The organism is Lactiplantibacillus sp. ME-2 (assembly GCF_022549155.1).
Classification (GTDB): domain Bacteria; phylum Bacillota; class Bacilli; order Lactobacillales; family Lactobacillaceae; genus Lactiplantibacillus; species Lactiplantibacillus plantarum.
The window spans coordinates 1-23518 of the sequence record NZ_JAKZEQ010000038.1 but is presented as its reverse complement, the minus strand read 5'-3'; the positions used below and the strand labels follow the sequence as shown (position 1 = coordinate 23518).

Annotated in this window: 19 protein-coding genes and 1 riboswitch; of the genes, 16 read left to right on the top strand and 3 right to left on the bottom strand. The window is 45.3% G+C overall.

All coding sequences use genetic code 11. The features are described from left to right. The first annotated feature begins 13 nt into the window (after window positions 1–13). The 4 genes from argB to MMY95_RS12575 all read left to right on the top strand — a co-directional run bounded on the left by argB (window position 14) and on the right by MMY95_RS12575 (window position 3556). The gene (gene argB / locus MMY95_RS12590; RefSeq protein WP_053267175.1) at window positions 14–760 is read left to right on the top strand and encodes an acetylglutamate kinase; all 747 of its coding nucleotides are present in this window, start codon (window positions 14–16) and stop codon (window positions 758–760) included. After that, complete coding sequence (locus MMY95_RS12585) at window positions 757–1926, top strand: acetylornithine transaminase (protein WP_080371103.1); 1170 nt, start codon at window positions 757–759, stop codon at window positions 1924–1926. Before argB ends, MMY95_RS12585 begins: the two co-directional genes overlap by 4 nt. After that, entirely contained in the window at window positions 1919–2941 is a 1023-nt protein-coding gene (gene argF / locus MMY95_RS12580) for an ornithine carbamoyltransferase (protein WP_021356429.1), read from the top strand. Before MMY95_RS12585 ends, argF begins: the two co-directional genes overlap by 8 nt. A 54-nt stretch (window positions 2942–2995) precedes the next feature. Continuing rightward, a riboswitch (PreQ1 riboswitch) is annotated at window positions 2996–3041 on the top strand. A gap of 8 nt (window positions 3042–3049) precedes the next feature. Continuing rightward, on the top strand, window positions 3050–3556 hold the full coding sequence (locus MMY95_RS12575) for a QueT transporter family protein (protein WP_003642074.1): 507 nt from the start codon (window positions 3050–3052) through the stop codon (window positions 3554–3556). Window positions 3557–3833: 277 nt separating this feature from the next. Here the strand turns inward: MMY95_RS12575 and cbpA are convergent, their stop codons facing one another. From cbpA to MMY95_RS12560, 3 genes are all read right to left on the bottom strand, one after another. Next, window positions 3834–4472, bottom strand: coding sequence for a cyclic di-AMP binding protein CbpA (cbpA, locus tag MMY95_RS12570; protein ID WP_003643849.1), 639 nt, complete (start codon window positions 4470–4472; stop codon window positions 3834–3836). Window positions 4473–4626: 154 nt separating this feature from the next. Next, complete coding sequence (locus tag MMY95_RS12565) at window positions 4627–6021, bottom strand: L,D-transpeptidase/peptidoglycan binding protein (RefSeq protein ID WP_003643850.1); 1395 nt, start codon at window positions 6019–6021, stop codon at window positions 4627–4629. A 218-nt stretch (window positions 6022–6239) separates the two neighbouring features. Further along, on the bottom strand, window positions 6240–7202 hold the full coding sequence (locus MMY95_RS12560) for an L-lactate dehydrogenase (RefSeq protein ID WP_003642078.1): 963 nt from the start codon (window positions 7200–7202) through the stop codon (window positions 6240–6242). A 331-nt stretch (window positions 7203–7533) separates the two neighbouring features. Here MMY95_RS12560 and pth point away from each other — a divergent pair, with 331 nt between their 5' ends. The 12 genes from pth (at window position 7534) to lysS (ending at window position 23039) form a co-directional block, all read left to right on the top strand. Continuing rightward, entirely contained in the window at window positions 7534–8091 is a 558-nt protein-coding gene (pth, locus tag MMY95_RS12555) for an aminoacyl-tRNA hydrolase (protein ID WP_003642079.1), read from the top strand. Window positions 8092–8110: 19 nt separating this feature from the next. Then, entirely contained in the window at window positions 8111–11638 is a 3528-nt protein-coding gene (mfd, locus tag MMY95_RS12550; RefSeq protein WP_016526935.1) for a transcription-repair coupling factor, read from the top strand. A gap of 174 nt (window positions 11639–11812) precedes the next feature. Next, the gene (locus MMY95_RS12545) at window positions 11813–13417 is read left to right on the top strand and encodes an oligosaccharide flippase family protein (RefSeq protein ID WP_003642081.1); all 1605 of its coding nucleotides are present in this window, start codon (window positions 11813–11815) and stop codon (window positions 13415–13417) included. 2 nt (window positions 13418–13419) lie between these two features. After that, window positions 13420–13701: an RNA-binding S4 domain-containing protein gene (locus MMY95_RS12540; protein ID WP_024272511.1), complete on the top strand. Its 282-nt coding sequence runs from the start codon at window positions 13420–13422 to the stop codon at window positions 13699–13701. A 120-nt stretch (window positions 13702–13821) separates the two neighbouring features. Further along, window positions 13822–14220 carry a septum formation initiator family protein gene (locus tag MMY95_RS12535; RefSeq protein WP_003642083.1) on the top strand — a complete coding sequence of 133 codons (399 nt, stop codon included), beginning with the start codon at window positions 13822–13824 and terminating at the stop codon, window positions 14218–14220. Between the two features lie 124 nt (window positions 14221–14344). Beyond that, window positions 14345–14884, top strand: coding sequence for a S1 domain-containing RNA-binding protein (locus tag MMY95_RS12530; RefSeq protein WP_003642084.1), 540 nt, complete (start codon window positions 14345–14347; stop codon window positions 14882–14884). A 283-nt stretch (window positions 14885–15167) separates the two neighbouring features. Then, window positions 15168–16514 (top strand): tRNA lysidine(34) synthetase TilS, encoded by a 1347-nt coding sequence (gene tilS / locus MMY95_RS12525; protein ID WP_241277682.1) that lies wholly within the window; start codon window positions 15168–15170, stop codon window positions 16512–16514. 19 nt (window positions 16515–16533) lie between these two features. Beyond that, entirely contained in the window at window positions 16534–17076 is a 543-nt protein-coding gene (gene hpt / locus MMY95_RS12520) for a hypoxanthine phosphoribosyltransferase (RefSeq protein WP_003642086.1), read from the top strand. A gap of 79 nt (window positions 17077–17155) precedes the next feature. Then, complete coding sequence (ftsH, locus tag MMY95_RS12515; protein ID WP_003643854.1) at window positions 17156–19393, top strand: ATP-dependent zinc metalloprotease FtsH; 2238 nt, start codon at window positions 17156–17158, stop codon at window positions 19391–19393. 148 nt (window positions 19394–19541) lie between these two features. Further along, window positions 19542–20429 (top strand): Hsp33 family molecular chaperone HslO, encoded by an 888-nt coding sequence (hslO, locus tag MMY95_RS12510; protein ID WP_003642088.1) that lies wholly within the window; start codon window positions 19542–19544, stop codon window positions 20427–20429. Next, window positions 20429–21436: a tRNA dihydrouridine synthase DusB gene (gene dusB, locus MMY95_RS12505; RefSeq protein WP_003642089.1), complete on the top strand. Its 1008-nt coding sequence runs from the start codon at window positions 20429–20431 to the stop codon at window positions 21434–21436. The genes hslO and dusB overlap by 1 nt, the downstream gene beginning before the upstream one ends. Window positions 21437–21539: 103 nt before the next feature. Then, entirely contained in the window at window positions 21540–23039 is a 1500-nt protein-coding gene (gene lysS, locus MMY95_RS12500; protein ID WP_003642090.1) for a lysine--tRNA ligase, read from the top strand. Window positions 23040–23518 lie beyond the last annotated feature (479 nt).

The window sequence follows — 23518 nt, the reverse complement described above, 5'->3', positions numbered from 1 at the left end:
GGAGGTGGTGAAAATGACAAAATTAATTGTAATTAAGATTGGGGGCCAGGCGATTAGCCAATTGAGTACCACTTTCTTTGACCAAATCGCACAGTGGTACCAACAGCATTATCAGATTCTGATCGTACACGGTGGGGGGCCAATGATCAATCGACTGACGAATCAGCTTGCTTTGCCCGTGCATAAGGTGAACGGGTTGCGGGTGACGGATGCGGCGACCTTAGTGCTCACCAAGTTGGCCCTGCTAGGAGATGTGCAACCAGCCTTACTTGCAAAATTAACGCAACATCACCTACCTGTGTTGGGGCTCAATGCGGCGGATAATCAGTTACTAACTGGTGAATTGATTGATTATCGACAGCTAGGGTATGTCGGTCGGCTCACCGCTGTCAATCAAGTGCAATTAATGCAATTGTTGGCTCATCATATCGGTATTTTGGCCCCTTTAGCCTTAACCGAGACGGGACAATGGCTCAATGTCAATGCGGATATGGCAGCGACCGTGCTAGCCCAACAACTACATGCTGAAAAATTGGTTTTGCTAACCGATGTCCCGGGAATTATACATCACGGTAATGTGATGACATCACTATCGCCACAACAAGCTCAGCAATTGATTCGAACAGCTGTGATCACCGCGGGAATGCAACCCAAAGTTCAAGCTGCAATTGCCGCGATTCAGACGGGAGTCAAGCAGGCTATTATTACGAATGCAATCGATCAACCAGGAACCGCAATTATTCAGGAGGTGGCCGTATGACCATGCAACACGTGTTTCCAACCTATCAACGTTTTCCATTTGCCATTACGGATGGTCAGGGCGTTCATCTGACTGATAATCATGGCAAGACGTATTTAGATTTTACGGCGGGAATCGGGGTCTGCAACTTTGGGTATCACCAACCACAAATTCAGGCGGCCGTCACCCAGCAGTTGACGTATATCTGGCATACGTCGAATTTATACGAAAATGAATTACAAGATGCCGTTGCCGGCCTGTTAGCGAATGGTGAAGAGCGACTCGTATACTTTGCAAATTCCGGAACCGAAGCCAATGAAGCTGCATTAAAACTCGCACGGAAGTACACGGGTAAAACCGGCATCTTAGCTTTTCAGCATTCATTTCACGGTCGAACCTATGGCGCTATGTCGATGACGGGCAATCCTCATATTCAGGCTGGCTATGCGCCATTAGTGCCTGGCATCACGTTTGCAACCTATAATGACGACGCGGCTTTGGACAAAATCACACCAGAGTTGGCGGCCGTTATTTTAGAAGTCGTTCAAGGTGAAGGCGGCGTCTTTGCGGGACAAACAGCTTGGTTACAAGCGGTTAATGCGAAATGCCAAGCAACGGGTGTTTTGTTGATTATTGATGAGGTGCAGACGGGAATCGGTCGGACTGGTTACCGGATGGCCTATGAAGGTTACGGCCTGGATCCTGATATCTACACGGTCGCCAAGGGCTTAGCGAATGGCTTGCCAGTGGGGGCAATGGTTGGTCGGCGGCAATTAGCTACTGCCTTTGGTCCGGGCAGCCATGGCTCGACGTTCGCCGGTAATGCTGTTGCTATGGCGGCAGCAAAACGTGTCTTGACCCAATTAACACCGGCGCTGTTAACGACGGTTCGAGCCCATGCCGAACTTGTCTGGCAAGCCCTAGCGACTCAAGTCGAACCGATACCGGTAGTGAAACAAATCACGGGGAAGGGCCTAATGATTGGAATCCACTTAGATGAACAAATCCCGGTTAATCAAGTCATTACCCGGCTACAAGTAGAAGGCTTATTGACGTTATCAGCTGGCGATAATACGTTACGTTTGTTACCCCCAATTGTGATGCAATCGGCCGATTTATTAGCTGGGATTGCCTTGATTGCAAAGGTACTGACAACTTTGACAACGGAGGTCACGACGAATGAATAATCAATTTGAAGGTCGGTCATTCTTGAAGGAAATCGACTATACACCAACAGAATTAGCTTACTTAATTGACTTTGCTAGTCACTTGAAGACCCTTAAAGCACACCATATCCCACACCCTTATTTACAAGGAAAAAATATTGCGTTGCTGTTTGAAAAAACGTCGACACGGACACGTTCTGCGTTTACTGTGGCGGCTAATGATCTGGGCGCGAATCCAGAGTTTTTGGGTAAAGACGACATCCAATTCGGGACGAAGGAGTCAGTTGTTGATACGGCGAAAGTACTGGGGTCCATGTATGATGGTATTGAATTTCGGGGCTTTAAACAAAGCACGGTCGAAGACTTAGCGACCTATAGTGGTGTGCCAGTCTGGAACGGATTGACCGATGAGTGGCACCCGACGCAGATTTTAGCGGATTTTTTAACATTAAAGGAACATTTTGGTCATTTAAAAGGGTTGACGTTAGCGTACGTTGGTGATGGTCGCAATAATATGGCTAATAGTTTACTTGTGGCGGGAGCGATGCTCGGCATCAATATCGCTATCGGGGCCCCGGTAGCGTTACAGCCAGCCCCAGCAGTGGTCGCGTTGGCCCAACAGTATGCGCAGGCAGCTGGGAGCACGGTCGTGATTACGGCTGATCCGCAACAAGCCGTTACTCAGGCTGATGCGCTTTATACGGATGTCTGGGTCTCAATGGGCGAGCAGGTCGACTATGGTGAGCGGATCAAGCAACTATTGCCGTTTCAAATTAATACTGCGTTGCTCGCAGCTACTGGCAAGTCATCGACGATTGTCATGCATTGCTTACCAGCACTACACGATCTAAAGACGCAGCTGGGAGCCAAATTAGGCGAACAGTACGGAATGACGGCGTTTGAAATTACGGATGATGTCTTCCAGAGTAAGCAGGCGGTCGTCTTTGAAGAGGCCGGCAACCGGATGCCAGCAATTAAGGCGGTAATGGCGGCTACATTAGGTAACTTATTTATTCCTACCAGCATTTTCAATTAGCAAGCTTGCGGGAACTACTAGAGCGTGCTACGATTATATTCGCTTTGTTTCAATCAATACGTGGTTCGTAACCATCCCACGTTAAAAAAACTAGGAGGAATTAAGCGAATGACACAATCAAAAATTCGACCATGGATTATCAACGCCCTAGTCGCTGCAATGTATGTTGTACTATGCCTAGGCCCCGCAGCTTTTAGCTTGGCATCGGGCGCAATTCAATTCCGCGTTTCTGAAGGGTTGAACCACTTAGCCGTGTTCAATCGCAAGTATATTTGGGGAATTGTTGCTGGCGTTATTTTGTTTGACGCTTTTGGTCCCGGTGCGAGTCTCCTCAACGTTCTCTTTGGTGGCGGCCAATCATTATTAGCCCTGCTGGTATTGACGTGGTTGGCCCCTAAATTGAAGACGGTTTGGCAACGGATGTTACTGAATATCGCGCTATTCACCGTTTCGATGTTTATGATCGCACTGATGATTACCATGATGAGTAGTGGTGTCGCTTTCTGGCCGACGTATCTAACAACTGCTTTATCAGAGTTGATTATCATGAGTATCACTGCGCCAATTATGTACAGCTTGGATCGGGTCTTGCACTTTAGTGACCGGATTCAGTAGGGTGTGACTGAATTTAATATTAAGAACGACCGGCGTAGTATGTGAAGATGGTTTTTCGCATATTACGCCGGTCTCTTATTTATTCATTTAATGAAATGTGGTTAATTTGATTTTTGGTTGATTATTTTGAAATGGTCAACGCGTTTTGGATTGTTAACTGCTCGGCAGCAATGATCGTCCTAATTCGAACTGTTTTCAGCAGTCTTAAGCTGGTCGCTTTTGAACTGAAAATTCATCTCATAAAAAAAGCCCCAAGGTAACCTCGGGGCAACTGTGATTATTCAGCTTGTAAATCTTCCACTTCGATGACTTTAAATTGTTTGCGATTCAAGTTGTCGATAATTCGTTTGAGCTTTTCACTGTCGACATTTTCTGGCAAGGTAAAGAGCGTCCGATAACCGAGTGTCCCGTTTTGGACGTCTAAGGTCAGGCAGCCGGCGATTGAAGTATATTTCGTGATAATCTTAGCCATGGCTGCAAGATCACCACGTTCACCAACGGAGACAACTGTTAAAACATAGCTACCAACATTAACGTTCCAAGATTGTGAGAGCATGTCGAGCAGACGCGTATGAGTGAGAATGCCATAGAAATAGCCGTGTTCATCGAGCACCGCAATGTATGGCAAATCTTTGATGGAGAAGAAGATGTTGTAGAAGGCGGAGTCGACTTGAATCGTTTTCGTGGCATTTTTAAGCAGGGTCGTCACGGGAAGCGACATGTCGCCGCCCCGTGACTTGTGCCGATAGATGTGCATCTTATAGATGTTGCCGCGAAAGATATGACCGGTTTCATCTAAGATTGGAATACAGCGGAAGCCGGAATCCTCCAAGACTTTTAAGGCGTCCTCTAAGGTCGCGTCCGCCGTAATGGTGACGAGGCGTTCTTTAGGCTTTACGAGTGTTTTTAATAGCATAGCAGTTGGTCCCCCAGATTTATTAGTTTGTTTTAATAAATAATACCATAAAACGACCGCTTACACGTATCATTATGACATCAAACGACGGCTAAAAGGGATGAAAAAGCCGGCCTGATAACATTCAGACCGGCTTGGTTAAATTAGATTTAAATTAGAAAACAATGACTGGTGTTCCGACTGGCACGGCAGCAAAAACTTTTTTCATGACAGAAGGTGGGGTGTTCACACAACCATGCGAGCCGTGCTTCTTGTACCAAGTACCACCATATTGAGTTTGCCATGAAGAATCGTGAATTCCTTCGCCAGTGTCATCGAACGGCATCCAATAAGAAACTGGTTGGGAATAACTTGAGCCATCGTCATTATCACCTTTAAGGGTCGCGTTCTTTTCCTTATTCCAGATGTACCAAACACCCGTTGTTGTAGCGTGTTTACCAGGCTTTCCAGTAACGATGTCCGTTGAAACTTTGAGCTTCCCATCAACGTAGACGTACATATGCTGATTTTCTTTATCAACTTCGACGTAGGTGTTGCCGATGTCGGTGCCCTTGTTGTTATATCCGGAACCACTGGTGATTGGTGAGCGGGTAAAGTCCTTGCCTTTCAAAATTTCAGTAGCAAGGGCTTTGGCCTCTGCTTCGGTCTTAATGGTCCAGCCATAAAACCCACCGCTGACGGATACGGTCCCACGCGCCGTACTCTTGAACTGACGCGTCGTATGATAGGTATGATACTTATCATTCAATTGCTTCACGTAAGTCAGAACAGCGTTTTGGTCTAAACTTACTTTGCCTTGCTTATCGATTTTAATCCAACTGAGAATTAGGTCGTGAGGAATCGTGAATTTATGACCGTTGATATTATAGGTGGCCTTTTCGGTAGCGTATTTCGCTGATTTTACTTTGGCCGTCTTTAAACTAGCACTCGTGCTGGTAACGGTCGGAGTGACGTAGGCGTCTTTAAGGGTGATATGACTGTCACCATTACTAATTGCTTTGGTGACGACCGTCTTAAGTTTAGCTTGATCTAATTCGGTTCCTTGAACTTCTTTCTTAATCTCAACTTGGTTATGTTGATAAACTAACTTGGCGTTTTCAGTTTTTGTTCGTTTGGTTTGATTGGCAGTCGTGGTGATTTTTTGTAGTAGGGTTTTCAAATCAGTGTGATTGATGGTTAGTTGTCCAACCGCTGAGCTATCATCAGCCTGAGCCGATTGCAATAGTGCAAGGGGCCAACGCCAGTAGTTTTGTTTGGTCACTAATTTGGTTAAATCTTTTTTAGTATTGATTGTAATACCGGCTGATTTGCTGGTAAATGAGTACTTTGTTTGGCCGTTTTCAATAATTCGATAAGTGCGATGTTCTAAAGCGCGATTAACTTTCGGTGCTGCTTGAGCGGCGGTTTTACCACTGACGTCAACACCAGCGACCGACGTATTACTGAGGAACGTTTGTTGATGTTGCCAGATTAAGCTCGTGGCAACATATCCGATGACGAGGAGACCGAGGATACTGCCCCCAATCATAAGTCCACGTTTATGTTTCATAATTAAGTTGGTCCTCCATATATTCGTAATATTCTCACCTTATAACAGAAGTGAGATGAGTGCAAACTTCAAGGCCGGTAATCGTGATAAGAAAGTTTTAAAAATAGCCTTTAGTGCGTGTTGCGCTTTAATGAATCGCTAAGGTACCCTCAAGCAAACAAAAAAACGCCCGTCTGCTATAGACGAGCGTTCATCATACATTTAATCGTATGAAATGATTATTTATTTTCTAATTCAGCTAAACCGTCGTTAAGCACTTTTTTCAAAGTTGCGGCGGAATCTTGCATCTTCTTGAGTTCGTCAGCTGAAAGTGGTGATTCGATGATTTGTTTCAAACCAGTTCCACCAATCACAGCCGGAGTCCCGATATAAATGTCGTTTAAGCCGTATTGGCCGTCCATGTAGGCACCTACTGGTAAAACGGCATTTTCATCACGTAAAATGGCTTTGGAAATCCGCATTAAAGCAGTCCCGATACCGTAGAACGTGGCACCCTTCAAGTTGATGATGTCGTAAGCTTTGTTACGAACACCGTCTTCTAACTTGGCTAAATCTTCGTCAGAAACGCCTTGTTCCTTAGCGACATCGCGAACTGGACGTGTCCCGATGGTTGCAGTTGAGTAAGCAGCAAATTCAGAATCACCGTGTTCACCCATGATGTAAGCATCAACGGAACGAGGATCAACATTGAATTGTTTGCCTAACGCAACGCGTAAACGTGAAGAGTCTAAGGAAGTCCCTGAACCAATGACACGATCCTTTGGGAAACCTGAGAATTTCCAAGTAGCGTAAGTTAAGATGTCAACAGGGTTAGCAGCAACTAAGAAGATGCCGTCAAAGCCGGAGTCAACAACTGGTTTGACAATGGATGATAGGATATTTAAATTCTTGTTAACTAAGTCTAAACGTGATTCACCAGGCTTTTGAGGCGCACCGGCTGTAATAACAACTAAGTCAGCGTCCTTACAATCTGAATATTCGCCTGAGTAAATCTTCTTGGGAGCGGTGAATGCTTGGGCGTCTTCAAGATCAAGGGCGTCACCCTTTGTCCGATCTTTAACAACATCGACAATTACAAATTCTTCAGCAATTCCTTGTTGTGCCATGGCAAAAGCGTAACTAGAACCAACAGCGCCGTCGCCGACTAACACAACTTTTTGATGATTTGGCATGCTTGACAAAATAAGTCATCCTCTCGTAGTGAAAATTTAGTTTTTACGGTTAAAGTATACCATGTTTGTGCAAAATAAGTGTTAGATTGAGCATGCTTTTAATACAATTATTAACAATGTCCGCAAAACCCTTTGGCGGGCGTCAATAAGCCCTTTGTGGTATACTTATCGCACTTAATAAACGCTAACTTTTGAACACTTGACTGGCGGGCGCGTCGGTCACGGTGTGAGTAGTGGTGCCAATACGACTTAGGTGGTATCGTTACTCAGAGTTGCCGAATCGGGTCGATTACCGGTTCGGCCTGTTTTGGTATGCAAAGTAATAGGAGAAGATAAAATTATGAAAATGATCGTTGGGTTAGGCAACATTGGGCGGCAATATGCCCAGACACGTCATAATGTTGGTTTTATGATTGTGGACGAATTAGCTAGCAAACTAAACGTTACGTTTCAAACGAGTAAATTTGAAGCACAGGTGGCAACGGCTTTTCAAGACGGTGAGAAGATTTTACTGGTGAAACCCGCCACTTATATGAATGATTCTGGACGAGCGGTGGGACCGTTGATGAGCTATTACAATGTTGATCCTGCTGATTTGCTCGTTATACATGATGATTTAGATTTACCACTAGGAAAAGTACGCCTCAAACAAAAGGGATCGGCGGGTGGTCATAATGGCATCAAGAGCATTATTAGTCATGTTGGTGATCAGCACTTCAAGCGCGTTAAAGTTGGTATTGACCATCCTCAGAAGATGAGTGTTGTTGATTACGTGTTGGGGAAATTTACGCCAGCCGAAGTGGCGAAGTTTGACGATGCTAAGATTACGGCGCTAGCGGCGGTCGAAGCTTGGTTAGCAAATGATGATTTTGCGGCAGTTATGAATCAATATAACTAGCCCGGGAGGAAACGACAGAATGGATATTGAAACGATTGTTGAGCAAACGCCCGACTTTCAAACAATTTTAGCAGGTATCAACCCGCGTAGTCGGCAACTAATCACCGGATTGAACGGTTCGGCACGAACGGTTTATTTAAGCGCGCTATTTCACCAATTAACGCATTCATTACTGATCGTGACCGATAACGGTTTTCACGCGAGTCAGCTAGTGGATGATTTAACGAGTCTCTTAGATGAAGACCAAGTTTTTTTATTCCCAGCTGAAGAAATGATTGCGACGGAGGTTGCGACAAGTTCACCAGAGTCACGAGCGCAACGAGTCCAGGCTTTAAACGCCTTATTGCGTGACAGTCCGGCAGTGGTCGTGACCTCGGTTGCAGGTGCCCGGCGGTTCTTGCCGCCCGTCGCACAATTTCAAGCAGCCACGTTACCGGTAGCCGTTGGTCAAGATATTGATTTGGAAGACTTGCAGCGACAACTACACGACATGGGTTACGTTAAGGAAAAGTTAGTCGCACGCCCAGGAGATTTTGCGGTACGGGGCTCAATCGTGGATATTTACCCGTTAGATGCGGACTACCCTTTACGACTGGACTTCTTTGATACTGAAGTTGATACACTGAAGTATTTTGACCCGGAAACGCAACGTTCGGTGGAAAACTTGGATGAGTATACGATTTTACCAGCTACCGACTTTATCCTAACATCAGCTATGCTGCAGGCCGGGGCACAGCGTCTTAAAACGGCGATTGCGGCTGAAAATAAGAAACTCAAGCCAGCCGAACGCCAGACTTTGGCCGATAATTTAGCACAACCTTTAGCTGACATGGAAAAAGGAATTATCGGAAACGATTTATTATTATATGGCGATTATTTATACGACCGGAAAACGAGTATTTTTGACTATGTGGCCGCTGACGGGCTCGTTATCTTCGAAGAATATTCGCGTTTGCTTGATAGTGAACAGCAGTTATTAACGCAAGAAGCTGACTGGGTTACGGACCAATTGGCACATCACCGGGTGCTGGCAACTGCGAGTTACGGCAATGATATTCGGGATTTGCTCCGGGATGACCAACATGCACAACTCTTGATTTCGCTGTTTCAAAAGGGCATCGGCAACGTCAAACTAGCGCAAGTAACTAACGTGCGCACACGCCCGATGCAGGAATTTTTTGGGCAGCTCCCAGCGTTGAAGACCGAACTGGATCGGTGGCATAAGCTTAAACAGACGGTGGTCTTGATGGTATCAGAGGCTGAGCGTCTGACAAAGGTCAGTGATACGCTTGATGATTTTGAGATCGAAGCGGTCATGACTAAGGCCACTAATTTACAACCGGGTGCGGTTCAAATCGTGCAAGGTAGCTTGCAAAATGGATTTGAGTTTCCGGATGGTAAATTAGTCATCGTAACCGAGCAAGAAATGTTCAAGAAGGTGGCTAAGAAGCGTCCACGTCGTCAGACCTTGGCTAATGCCGAACGGTTGAAGAGTTATACGGATCTCAAACCCGGCGATTACGTCGTGCACGTCAATCACGGGATCGGAAAGTACGTTGGTATGGAGACGCTGGAAGTTGATGGTGTCCATCAAGACTACATTACGATTGCGTATCAAAATAATGCGAAGATCTTTATTCCCGTGACCCAGTTAAACCTAGTTCAAAAGTACGTTTCGTCAGAATCAAAGACGCCACGCATCAATAAGTTGGGTGGTACCGAATGGACGAAAGCGAAGCGCAAAGTCGCGGCGAAAATTGAAGATATCGCGGATGAACTAGTCGACCTGTATGCCAAGCGAGAGGCAGAGAAAGGTTACGCCTTTCCACCGGACGATAGTTATCAAGATGATTTCGATAACGATTTTCCGTACCCAGAGACGCCGGATCAAATTCGTAGTATTAATGAAATCAAGCATGATATGGAACGACCGAAACCGATGGACCGCCTATTGGTCGGCGATGTTGGTTATGGGAAGACGGAAGTCGCGTTACGGGCCGCGTTTAAGGCGATTGAGGCCGGCAAACAAGTGGCCTTTCTAGTGCCAACGACCATTTTAGCTCAGCAACATTATGAAACGATGCTGAATCGGTTTGAAGGCTACCCGATTAACGTTGGCATGCTGTCACGATTCAGAACAACTAAGGAAATGAAAGAGACGGTCCAACAGTTAAAGAGTGGTGAAATTGACATCGTGGTTGGTACGCACCGCTTACTGTCTAAGGACGTCGCGTTTGCTGATCTGGGCCTGCTCATTATTGATGAGGAACAACGGTTTGGGGTCAAGCATAAGGAACGACTGAAGGCCTTGAAGGCTAGTGTGGATGTCTTGACGTTAACGGCAACGCCGATTCCGCGAACATTACACATGTCGATGCTCGGTGTACGGGACTTATCAGTGATTGAGACGCCGCCAACGAACCGTTATCCGATCCAAACGTACGTCATGGAACAGAATTTTGGCGTCATTAAAGAGGGAATTGAACGAGAAATGCAACGTAATGGGCAGGTTTTTTATTTGCATAACCGGGTTCATGATATTGATAAAGTCGTTGCACAGATCAAAGACTTGGTTCCTGACGCGGCGGTGGCCCATATTGATGGTCAGATGCCTGAGTCACAACTCGAAGGGATTCTCTACGATTTCATTCGGGGTGAGTACGATGTGTTAGTGACAACAACGATCATTGAGACCGGGGTTGATATTCCAAACGTCAACACCTTATTTGTGGAAAATGCTGACCGGATGGGACTGTCACAGCTATACCAGTTGCGTGGCCGGATTGGTCGGAGTAGTCGGGTCGCCTATGCTTACTTTACTTATCAGCAAAATAAAGTTTTGACAGAAGTTGGTGAGAAACGGTTACAGGCCATCAAGGACTTTACGGAACTTGGATCTGGCTTTAAAATCGCGATGCGCGACTTGTCGATTCGGGGTGCTGGTAACTTGTTAGGTAAGCAACAGCACGGCTTTATTGACTCAGTTGGTTATGACCTCTATACCCAGATGTTGTCAGAAGCAGTGGCGAAGAAGCGTGGTCAGGCGGCTAAAGTTAAGACCGATGCCACGGTCGAACTTGGAATCGAAGCCTACTTGCCGACCAGCTATATTGAAGATGAACGGCAAAAGATCGAAATTTATAAACGGATTCGCCAGCTGGAGAATAATGATCAGTACATGGAAGTTCAGGATGATTTAATGGATCGATTTGGTGATTATCCGGTAGAAGTCGCTGGACTATTAGCAGTAGGTAAGCTGAAGTTACTGGCGGATGACGCGCTGATTGAGAAGATTCAGCGTGACGATAGTGAGCTACACCTAACGTTATCCAAACAAGGGACGGCTAAGCTAGATACTAAAGATATTTTTAAGGCCTTGGCAAAAACAAAATTAAAAGCGACAGTTGGAATTGATGATGATAAAATGAAGGTTAAATTAGTCATTCAGCCAAAGATGCAACAGGATGAGTGGCTGGCGCAATTAACACAGTTTGTCGAACAACTGAGTTTGATCTTAGCCGAAGACGATGTCGCTAGTGCGTCTTAGCTCGGTAGTTGTTGTTATGAAGCATGGTTGCACGGGGTGGGTTAAGCGCTATCGAGTGGAACCAATGGCAAATAGCAGGAATTATCGTCTGATGGGGCGTTGTCCTGGCTAGTCAGGGCGCGGCTCAAATGAATTAGTATGAGACACCGAGTTGCTCGGTAGAAGGGATTTGTTATGCCAAAGGATCACTTGAACACCGTGTTCAAAGGTGCGTTAATTTTATCGATATCATCATTAGTCGCTAAGATTTTAAGCGCGGTATACCGGATTCCCTTACAGAACATGGTTGGTAATACGGGATTTTACGTTTATCAGCAGATTTATCCGCTGTACGGCATTGGCATGACCTTTGCATTAAATGGATTTCCAAATTTTATTTCTAAGTTAGTGGCAGAACAGCCAGACGAAACGAGTAAGTCGCTGATTGCACGGCGGGCGTTTCATATCTTATCCGGATTATCGTTGGTCGTCTTTTTCGGCTTGCAGCTTGGTGCAACGTGGATTGCGGCCCACATGGGTGACGTTAATCTAGCACCAATCATTAGTGCCGTGGCTTGGATGTTTGTCTTTATGCCATGGTTAGCAACCGGCCGTGGTTACTATCAAGGAAAATTTTTGATGGGACCGACCGCAGTGTCCCAACTGATCGAACAGGTCGTACGGGTCGCAATTATCATCATGGCTGCATATTTCAGTGTCCGTCTCGGTTGGGATAATTATCGGATGGGAACGTGGGCAATGAGTTCAGCGCCACTAGCTGCAATCTGTTCATCACTGATTTTTACTGCTTTTGGTCTACGCTATTTATTGGCGCCCGCACCCGCACCGACCCACCCGTTACCTAGTTATCGCAAATTAACCAAAAGATTTGTAATTGAAGGTGGGACGCTGTGTCTTGTCGCCGCTGTCGTTATCTTACTGCAATTAGTGGATTCATTTACGGTTATGCGGGGCTTGGTGCATCAAGGTCAGTTACCAGAAGTAGCCAAGGCACTAAAAGGGGTCTACGATCGTGGTCAACCTTTGGTTCAGTTAGGGTTGGTGGTGGCGACGGCCTTTTCAGCAACGTTATTGCCTGCTTTGACGGATGCGTTAGCCAAGCGTCAACCGATTGAATTCAAGCGCCAGACACAGGCGATGGTTCACGTTAGTTTAGCATTATCAATGGCAGCGACGGTCGGTCTAGTTGCGTTGATGCCACAAATCAATCGCTTGTTATTTGGTTCATTAGAAGGAACAACGGCATTGCGAATCTATATTATTAGTATTTTATTTGCAGCGTTGATTACGACGTATACAAGTGTGTTACAGAGTTTGAACGAATATACGGCCATGATCATTGGCATCATTGCTGGATTAGCGACAAAAGTGCTGGCTAATTACATCTTCGTGGTCCACTATGGCATCAACGGTGCCAGTGCGGTGACCGTATTGAGCTTGGCCGTGATGTTTGCGGTCATGTGGTTAGGTTCGCCGGAAGACTTGCAGCAGGTGCTATTAGAGAGTGGTTATTTGATAAAATTGCTCGCATTAAGTGCCGTAATGGGTATCGTGGTGATCCTTAGTTGTCATCAAATCACCGCCTTAGTAGGTCCGATACTAGCGAATACGCGTGGAATGGCTGGAATTATAACGGTGATTGGGGTGCTAATCGGTGTGCTGGTGTTTGTTGCCGGGGCCGTCTATGCCCGATTATTCACGATTCGCGAGTGGTTAGTGTTGCCATATGGAAAGCGGCTAATTAAGGCCGTTGCAAAAGGAAAGGAACATCATTCATGAGTATGCGTTTAGATAAGTTTTTAAAGGTTTCACGAATCATCAAGCGGCGTTCTGTTGCTAAAGAAATCGCCGATAAGGGGCGGATTCAAATTAACGGTAAGGTAGCGAAATCTTCCAGTAATGTTAGCGTTGATGATGAACTAATTATTAGTTTTGGAAATAAGACATTAACAGTCAAAGTGACGCAGTTATTGGAAACAACTAAGAAAAATGATGCCGAGCTGATGTATGACATCATCAGCGAAGACTACAAAACGGATTATCGCCAACCATTTAGTGATTAGGTCGGTGTATCCGTTCATCGAAATGGTCGTAAACGTTGACTTAATCAGCATGATGTCGTTTACACCGGCCGATGAAGTTGTTATAATTTAGGCAACCCAATTTGAAAGGACTGGACCAACATGACGAACGGGTCACGTAACAAAATCAAGCAGTTAGATAATGATTATATTCGTCAAGTTGCCACCGACGAGCATGGGCAAGCCCAGCGTGTTGCACAAGTACGGCGGCGACGGTTTATTTTGATTGTTGCGGTGTTCGGAGCATTGATACTATTCTTTGGTTTTCAGTTGATTAATACGCGGTCCAATCTGCACCAGGTAAACCGTCAAGTTGCGACCAGTCAAGTTAAATTAAAAAAGGTGCAGCAAAAAAATAATCAACTTGAGAGTCAGATCAAACAGTTGAATAATAAGGATTACTTACAAAAGTTATTACGTTCAAAGTATGATTATACGAAGAGTGGCGAAACGGTCTACAGCTTACCAAATGATAATGCTGCCGATGTAACTGCCAACTAATCGGGGTTGTGGTCTGCTTTATATGAGTAGACCACTTTTTATTAATTGCTTAAATGTATAACTCAACGTTTCACAAAGTATGCTATACTAAAACCATTATTTCATAGGAGGAACAACTTTTTTTATGGCAATTGAAGTAGGTACAAAAGTCACTGGTAAGGTATCTGGGATTACTAATTTTGGTGCATTTGTAAACTTGGGTAATAATCAAACGGGGCTAGTACACATCAGTGAGGTTTCCGATGGCTTTGTAAAGGACATTCATGATGTCTTGAGCGTGGGCGACGATGTTACAGTCAAAGTGTTATCCGTTGGTGATGACGGTAAGATTGGCTTGTCAATTCGTAAAGCGGTTGACAAGCCTCAAGGTGAACATGAACATCATGGCAACCATCAGGGTGGCAACCGGCCAAACAATCATCAAGGTAACAACCATGGTCATGGTGAACGTCAAAGCAATGGCAATCATCACGATCGGTCAAATAATTTCCATAGTCGTGGGGGAAATGGCGGCGGTCGTTACCAATCACGACAACATGAACCTAAGAAGCAGGACTTTGATTCATTGATGTCTGGCTTCTTAAAAGATAGCGAGGATCGGCTAGCAACCTTAAAGCGTAATACTGAAGGTAAGCGTGGTGGCCGTGGTGGTCGTCGTAGCTAAACTTAGTGACTTGCCATTAATCTAGTTAAATTTTGAAGCACGGTGCGGCTATTTAGAGTCACGACCGTGCTTTTTTTATTGAAAATTGCCGATTGTTCAAGGTCAGTCAGCGAGACACGTTGGAAACGGTGTGAGTTACCGTAAACTTGCTTGGCTAGTTCATCTTATGCTATCCAGTCGGAATAATGTTCAAATAGGTGACAAACGACCAGCCAACTAATCGGCAAGTTTTAACAATAAATAAATCCAATGTATTTATAATGAAGTTAGATGGGAGGTTAAGATGACACCAATTCAAAAGTTCAATCGGCAATTAGCTGCAGCCAAACTGTTATCACCACAGCAAACAGTGGTGGTAGCGGTGTCGACTGGGGTCGATTCAATGGTATTGTTGCATTTGTTGCAACGATTGCCAGCAGCGGAACGGCCACGGGTAGTGGTGGCTCATGTTAATCATCATTTACGCGAACAAAGTCAAATAGAAGCGGACTACTTGCGACAATATTGCCAGCAGCAAAACTTGAAGCTAGTCATGGCCGATTGGCTACCCGCGGCACATCCCAAGAGTGGTATTGAAGCAGCTGGGCGTCAGTTTCGGTACCATGTTTTTGCTAAGGTGATGCGGGAAAATCGTGCAACGGCAGTTTTGACTGCGCACCACGCCAATGATCAAGTCGAAACGTATCTGATGAAGCTTGCGCGTGGTGGCGACATCTCACAATTGACAGGAATCGCAACTAGTCGGCCCTTTGCGACGGGCCGATTAATTCGGCCGTTGTTGACGTGGTCGAAAGATCAGCTACGAAACTATGCTGCCGAGCAGCATGTCGTTTATTTTGAAGACGTTACTAATCAAGATGTGGCCTTGACCCGTAATCGGATTCGGCACCGTGTCGTGCCAGAACTTATGACGGTTAATCCCCAGTTATTAAAGCATGTGGCCGATTACCAGCAACAGTTGACAACGCTGTTGACGGCTAAAAAGCAAATGGTCACGGTACTACTGTCGCAGGTCGTAACGGCCACAGGGGCGTTGGTTGTTGATCAGTGGGGCGCACTCCCGAGCCAGTGGCAGTTAGCCGTTTTTGCGACGTGGCTCGAGCAGCAGACGCAACAACTATTCACCGAGTCGAAGTTACAACCGCTGGTCTCGTGGGGACAACGGACGCGGCCTGCCACGAGTAGATTAACGGTAAACGCGGCCTGGGAGTTGTACCGTAACGCTGGTATCATTGAAGCTTTGCCAATAAAAAAAAGGGGTAAAAAGTTAATGCCCCGTGAAAAAATTATGGTAGACTTAAACCAATGGCAGAAAATTACTGCAACCCAAACGGTGGGAATCTTTACGCGGGTGCCAAATGTTGTCAGTCAGCCATTTTGGTTAACAGAAGCCGATTGGCCGCTAGTGTGGCGGCCGTGGCAAGCTGGTGATCGAATCGTTCTCAAGGGCGGTGGTCATCAGCTGGTACGTCGACTGCTGATTGATCGAAAAGTTCCGGCTGAACGGCGTGAACAGGTGCAAGTGTTAGTGAATGCTCAAGGGAACGTTCTGTGGGTGGTCGGTCATAAGTTTAGCTATCGTACGACTGGTACCCAGACAGTATTTTTAGCCTTAAAACACGAGAGTTGAAAGGAGTACATCTGAAACGATGAACAACGACATTGAACGAGTACTTTATAGTCGCGAGGATATCCATCAGGTTGCACAAAAATTAGGAAAAGAACTCACAACTGCATATGCTGGTAAGAACCCATTAATTATTTGCGTACTCAAGGGTGCCGTTTTATTTACCACGGACATTATTCGTGAAATGGATATTTACGCGGATCTTGATTTTATTAATTTATCAAGTTACGGTAATGAAACGATCTCTAGTGGTGAGGTTCAACTAACGAAGGACTTAGATGCTGATGTGACGGGTCGTGATGTGTTAGTCATTGAAGACATCATTGATACCGGGCGGACGTTGAAGTTCTTGATCGATTTGTTGAAGCGGCGCGATGTGAACTCAGTTAAGGTCTGCACGTTATTGGATAAACCAGCTGGTCGACTCGTTGATATTAAGGCAGATTATATTGGTTTTGAAGTACCGAATGAGTTTGTGGTCGGTTACGGTCTTGACTATGCAGAACGCTATCGGAACTTGCCGTACGTTGGGATTTTAAAACCTGCGATTTACGAGCATAAATAATTGGTCAATGATAGTCAAATGTGCTATTATTTAGACTATCGAAGTACTGTATATAAAAGTTTCGATGAAGGAGGCACATATGAACAATCGACGCAATGGACTCTTTCGTAATAGCTTATTTTACATTTTGATGTTTCTGAGCTTGATGGGAATTATCTACTTTTTCTTTGGCGGTAATTCCGGCTCACAAACGCAAAATATTCGTTATAGCGAATTTGTCAAACAATTAGATAAGAATAACGTTAAAAACGTTAGTATCCAGCCTAGTGGCGGCGTCTACAAGGTAACTGGTTCATACCGGAAAGCACGGACGACTTCTTCTGCAAACGCCCTTGGTATCAAGAGCGCATCTACAAAGACGACGTCATTTTCAACAACGATGTTGGAAAACAACTCCACGGTTGACCAAGTTTCTAAGTTGGCGGCTAAGCATGACGTCAAGGTTACGGCTAAGGCCGAAGAATCTAGCGGCATCTGGGTCACGTTATTAATGTACATCGCGCCAGTCATCCTGATGTTATTCCTCTTCTATATGATGATGGGACAAGCAGGACAAGGCGGCGGGAACAACCGGGTTATGAACTTTGGTAAGACCAAAGCAAAACCAGCTGATAGTAAGCAAAATAAGGTTCGTTTCTCAGATGTTGCCGGTGAAGAAGAAGAAAAGCAAGAATTGGTCGAAGTTGTCGAATTCTTGAAAGATCCGCGGAAGTTCGTGTCCTTAGGTGCACGGATCCCATCTGGGGTACTCCTCGAGGGGCCTCCTGGTACTGGTAAAACGTTGCTTGCTAAAGCGGTTGCCGGTGAAGCTGGTGTCCCATTCTTCTCAATCTCTGGTTCTGACTTCGTCGAAATGTTCGTCGGGGTTGGTGCTAGCCGGGTTCGGGACTTATTCGAACAAGCTAAGAAGAACGCCCCATCTATCATCTTTATTGATGAAATTGATGCGGTTGGTCGGCAACGTGGCAATGGTATGGGCGGCGGTCATGATGAACGTGAACAAACCCTGAACCAATTGTTAGTTGAAATGGATGGTTTTACAGGTAATGAAGGTGTCATCGTCATGGCGGCGACAAACCGTTCTGATGTACTTGATCCTGCCTTACTTCGTCCAGGTCGTTTCGACCGGAAGATCTTAGTTGGTCGTCCAGACGTCAAGGGTCGGGAAGCCATCTTAAAAGTCCATGCTAAGAATAAGCCATTAGCAGCTGACGTTGATTTGAAGGAAATTGCCAAGCAAACACCTGGATTCGTGGGTGCCGATTTGGAAAACTTATTGAACGAAGCGGCCTTGTTAGCTGCCCGTCGTAATAAGAAGCAAGTTGACGCTGCGGATCTCGATGAAGCAGAAGATCGGGTCATTGCCGGACCTGCTAAGCATGATCGCGTTGTGAATAAGCATGAACGGGAAACCGTGGCTTATCACGAAGCTGGTCATACGATTGTTGGATTGGTCTTGAATGATGCACGGGTCGTTCATAAAGTAACGATCGTGCCACGGGGGCGTGCTGGCGGTTATGCCATCATGTTACCACGTGAAGATCAGATGTTGATGTCGAAACGTGATGCGAAGGAACAAATGGCTGGTTTAATGGGTGGTCGTGCTGCTGAAGAAATTATCTTTGGGGCGCAATCATCAGGTGCTTCTAATGACTTTGAACAGGCAACGCAAATTGCCCGGGCAATGGTTACTCAATATGGGATGAGTGAAAAGCTTGGTCCTGTTGAGTTAGAAAATGCCAACCAACAAGCAGCTTACCAACAGGGTATGGGTGCGAGTGCCTTTTCACAACATACGGCACAATTGATCGATGATGAAGTCCGGCGTTTGAGCCAAGAAGCGCATCAAACTGCTACGGATATTATCGAATCACACCGTGAACAGCATAAGTTAATTGCGGAAGCCTTATTGAAGTACGAAACATTGGATGAAAAGCAAATTCTCAGTCTGTTTAAGACTGGTAAGATGCCTGAAAAGGATAGTAATGAATTCCCAAGTGAGAAAGCAGCTACCTTCGAAGAATCCAAACGTGAATTGGAACGTCGCGAAGCTGAAAAGCACGCGCAAAACCAAAGTGCGGATGATAAGCAAGCAGACTCAGCTGACACTACGACTAATGTGAGTGTTGCTGAACCAAGTTTCCCAAGTGAATCGGATGCTAGTTCAGAAGTTAGTGCTGACAGTAGTGTCAATTCAACAGCTAATTCAGCCACTGAATCAGCTACCGACAGTGATGTCGCAACTTCAGCCACTGGTTTACCAAATGCTGAAAGTGCCACACCATCATCGCAGGATGATACTAATTCGCAAGCATAGTATTGAATAAAGTAAAATGAAGGAGCTGGGACTTTGTCTCGGCTCCTTTTATGCGTTATGATATTTCAGGAAAATAAATCAATTGCGTTAATTCGGTTATGAGCGTCGGGTCGCAATTAAAGACGGATTGAGATAGGAGTATGATTAAATGGCAGATTATTTAGTAAAAAGCGTCGCGGGTAATGAGATGTTTCGAGCGTACGCAGTTAGCGCAACGGGCGTGGTTGCTGAAGCCCAACGCCGACATGATACCTGGAGTGCAGCATCAGCAGCGTTAGGCCGCAGCTTGGTTGGTACGTTATTATTAGCATCATCGGTTTTAAAGGGTGAAGAACAAATGACCGTTAAAATCAACGGGAACGGTCCTGTTGGTGGTATCGTTGTTGATGGCAATGCTAAAGGTACGGTCAAGGGGTATTTACAGCACCCCCATGTGCACTTGCCTTTGAATGATAAGCATAAGATCGATGTGAAGGCGGCTGTTGGAACTGATGGCTTTTTATCTGTGACTAAGGATCAGGGGGTTGGGGATCCATTCACCGGAACGGTTGCGTTAGTTTCTGGTGAATTAGGCGAAGACTTTACGTATTACTTAGCACAGTCCGAACAGATTCCATCAGCTGTTGGCTTGTCGGTGTTTGTAAATGACGACAATTCGATTGGCGTTGCCGGTGGCTTTTTGGTGCAAGTATTGCCAAATGCGACGGATGAAGCCATCAGCTCGCTAGAAAACAAGCTCAAAGACATGCCGTTAGTCTCCCAATTGATGCGTGATGGTAAGTCACCAGAAGATATTTTGGATTTGTTATTTGATGGTGACGTTAAGGTATTAGATAAAATGCCAGTTAAGTTTGAATGCGATTGTTCTAAAGAACGATTTGCCGAAGCACTAATGGCTTTGCCTAAGCATGAGGTTCAAGCAATGATTGATGAAGATCATGGTGCCACGGCAGTTTGTCATTTTTGTGGGGACCAGTATCAGTTCAGTGAACGCGAACTAGAAGCAGTGCTCTCACGGTCCAAGGGTGACGCTTAATGAATCAAGAGTGGCAGATCGGTGATGTGACGATTCCCAATCGTGTCGTAGTGGCACCGATGGCCGGCGTGACTAACGCGGCCTTTCGAGTAATCTGCAAGGATTTTGGTGCGGGGTTAGTCGTTTGTGAGATGATTTCTGATCGCGGGATCATGTATCATAATCGTAAGACCCTGGAAATGATGTTTGTTGATCCAAAAGAACATCCAATGAGTATTCAAATCTTTGGTGGTTCGAAAGCAACACTGGTTCAAGCCGCCCAGTTTGTCGATCAGCAGACCAATGCTGATATTATTGATATTAATATGGGCTGTCCGGTGAATAAAGTGGTTAAGACTGATGCGGGCGCTAAGTGGCTTTTAAGTCCAGATAAAGTCTACGAGATGGTCGCGGCTGTGACTGCTGCGGTTAATAAACCAGTGACGGTCAAGATGCGAACTGGTTGGGACGCAGAGCACGTATATGCCGTCGAGAATGCGCGGGCTGCCGAACGAGCTGGTGCAGCTGCCGTTGCAATGCATGGACGGACTCGTAAGCAGATGTACCAAGGCCATGCTGATTGGGACGTGTTAAAACGGGTGGCGGATGCCCTCACGATTCCATTGATGGGTAATGGTGACGTTCAGACACCTCAAGATGCTGCGCGGATGCTTGATGAAGTCGGGGCCGATGCCGTCATGATTGGCCGGGCGGTAGAAGGTAATCCGTGGATGCTTACCCAGACAGTACACTATTTAGCAACCGGGGAGTTACTAACGCCACCCACACCGATGGCTAAGATGCAAACGGCAATGGAACATTTGCAGCGGTTAGTGGTTTTAAAAGGTGAGCGGGGCGGCTGTCATGAATTCCGTGAACAAGCGCCGTACTATCTAAAAGGCATCCCAAGGTCGGCACGGACCAAAGTGGCTTTAATGGAGGCAAGCTCGTTAGCAGAAATGATGCGCATTTTAACGCAGTTTCAGGAGCAGACGGCAACTTATTTGGCTAGTCACGCGGTAAAGTGAATAATTAACTTGCATTTTGGCGGCGTGATTGTCAAAATTAACATGTAGTGATTGTTTAGGTACGGAATAAATCTGTACGCTAACTAGAAATGGAGGAACACTAGTGGCACGACAAGAACAGACGATGAACGACCAACTGAAGGTTCGTCGCGAAAAAATGGATGAACTGCGTGAAGAGGGGATTGATCCCTTTGGTCACCGGTTCGAACGGACTGATTTAGCCCAGGACTTGCAAGACAAGTATGGGGATATGGATAAGGACGAGCTAGACGCTAAACAAGTGGTGGCAACCATTGCTGGACGGATGCTAGCTAAGCGTGGTAAGGGTAAAGTCGGTTTTGCTGATATCTGGGATCGCTCAGGTAAGATGCAGTTATACATTCGTAAAGATGTAGTCGGCGAAGATACTTACCATATCTTCAAGCGTTCTGATATTGGTGATTTCCTTGGAATTACCGGCCAAGTTTTTAAGACGGACTTTGGCGAATTAACGATTAAAGTAACTGGTTTAACGTTCTTATCAAAGGCGTTACGACCATTGCCAGATAAGTTCCATGGGTTACAGAATGTGGAACAGATCTATCGCCAACGGTATTTGGACTTGATCTCTAACCGCGATAGCTTTGATCGTTTCTTGAAGCGGACGAAGATCATTTCAGCGATTCGGCATCATTTAGACGATCAAGGCTTCACAGAAGTTGAGACGCCAATGTTGCATAATCAAGCTGGTGGTGCGGCAGCACGGCCATTTGTGACTCACCACAATGCGTTGAACATTGATCTCTACTTACGAATTGCGTTGGAATTACATTTGAAGCGCCTGATCGTTGGTGGCATGGAAAAGGTTTATGAGATTGGTCGGGTTTTCCGTAATGAAGGGATGGACCGTGAACATAATCCTGAATTTACCATGATGGAAACTTATGTCGCCTATTTCGACTTCCATGATGTAATGGCTGAGACGGAAGGTATTTTTAAAGCCGCAGCGCAAGCCGTAACTGACGATGGCATTGTCACTTATCATGATCAAAAAGTTGATTTCAATCAACCATTTAAGCAAATTCACATGGTCGATGCGATTAAAGAAAAGACTGGGATTGATTTCTGGCAACCAATGTCAATTGAAGATGCACAAAAATTGGCGGATGAACATCACGTGAAGTATGAACCATACTGGAAAGTTGGTCATATCATTAATGCGTTCTTTGAAGAATTTGTTGAAGACACGTTGAATGAACCAACCTTTGTTTATGGTCATCCAGTTGAAATTTCGCCATTAGCTAAGAAGAATGAAGAAGATCCACGGTTTACTGATCGTTTTGAACTCTTCATCTTAGGTAATGAATACGCCAATGCGTTCAGTGAATTGAATGATCCAATTGACCAACGGCAACGTTTCGAAGCTCAGGCTGCGGAACGGACTGCTGGTAACGACGAAGCTGAACATATTGATGAAGACTTTGTCGAGGCGTTGGAATACGGGATGCCGCCTACTGGTGGGTTAGGTATCGGGATTGATCGGTTGGTTATGTTAATGACGGATGCGGATTCGATTCGTGATGTCTTACTTTTCCCAACGATGCGTCCAGAAGAAGATAAATAATTAGATTTAAAACGGCAGTTAGCTTAGGGTTTCCTAAGCTAACTGCCGTTTTTGTTGGGTCAGATTGAGTAACTTTAGTTCAGAAAGCGATTTATTGAAAAAAAGTTAGATTATTTTTACCCGAACATTGTTGAGGTATTTGGGGGCTAAACTTAAGTAAAAGCGAATTTTATTGTGGTGGTAGGTAGGATTTGAAGTCAATTAACATGATTATGGTTTTAAATACCGTATATTATCAAAGTGGATTGATTAACATGATATTATTGACTGGTTATTTTTGCATTTTAGGGCTTGCAATTTATCAGGATAATTGGTAAATTAGTATACGTTGTTGAGGCGCACAAAGCGGTTAGCCGCTTGCTTCCAACGAAAATTAATTATAAAAAGTTGTTGACAAGATGTTGATAACTTGATATGATGATTAAGTTGCGTTGAGGTAATCAACGAACGATTTAGACCTTTGAAAACTGAACAAAGTT

Coding starts and splice junctions, on each gene's coding strand:
- argB (WP_053267175.1), top strand. CDS start 14: ATGACAAAATTAATTGTAATTAAGATTGGGGGCCAGGCGATTAGCCAA.
- MMY95_RS12585 (WP_080371103.1), top strand. CDS start 757: ATGACCATGCAACACGTGTTTCCAACCTATCAACGTTTTCCATTTGCC.
- argF (WP_021356429.1), top strand. CDS start 1,919: ATGAATAATCAATTTGAAGGTCGGTCATTCTTGAAGGAAATCGACTAT.
- MMY95_RS12575 (WP_003642074.1), top strand. CDS start 3,050: ATGACACAATCAAAAATTCGACCATGGATTATCAACGCCCTAGTCGCT.
- cbpA (WP_003643849.1), bottom strand. CDS start 4,472: ATGCTATTAAAAACACTCGTAAAGCCTAAAGAACGCCTCGTCACCATT.
- MMY95_RS12565 (WP_003643850.1), bottom strand. CDS start 6,021: ATGAAACATAAACGTGGACTTATGATTGGGGGCAGTATCCTCGGTCTC.
- pth (WP_003642079.1), top strand. CDS start 7,534: ATGAAAATGATCGTTGGGTTAGGCAACATTGGGCGGCAATATGCCCAG.
- mfd (WP_016526935.1), top strand. CDS start 8,111: ATGGATATTGAAACGATTGTTGAGCAAACGCCCGACTTTCAAACAATT.
- MMY95_RS12545 (WP_003642081.1), top strand. CDS start 11,813: ATGCCAAAGGATCACTTGAACACCGTGTTCAAAGGTGCGTTAATTTTA.
- MMY95_RS12540 (WP_024272511.1), top strand. CDS start 13,420: ATGCGTTTAGATAAGTTTTTAAAGGTTTCACGAATCATCAAGCGGCGT.
- MMY95_RS12535 (WP_003642083.1), top strand. CDS start 13,822: ATGACGAACGGGTCACGTAACAAAATCAAGCAGTTAGATAATGATTAT.
- MMY95_RS12530 (WP_003642084.1), top strand. CDS start 14,345: ATGGCAATTGAAGTAGGTACAAAAGTCACTGGTAAGGTATCTGGGATT.
- tilS (WP_241277682.1), top strand. CDS start 15,168: ATGACACCAATTCAAAAGTTCAATCGGCAATTAGCTGCAGCCAAACTG.
- hpt (WP_003642086.1), top strand. CDS start 16,534: ATGAACAACGACATTGAACGAGTACTTTATAGTCGCGAGGATATCCAT.
- ftsH (WP_003643854.1), top strand. CDS start 17,156: ATGAACAATCGACGCAATGGACTCTTTCGTAATAGCTTATTTTACATT.
- hslO (WP_003642088.1), top strand. CDS start 19,542: ATGGCAGATTATTTAGTAAAAAGCGTCGCGGGTAATGAGATGTTTCGA.
- dusB (WP_003642089.1), top strand. CDS start 20,429: ATGAATCAAGAGTGGCAGATCGGTGATGTGACGATTCCCAATCGTGTC.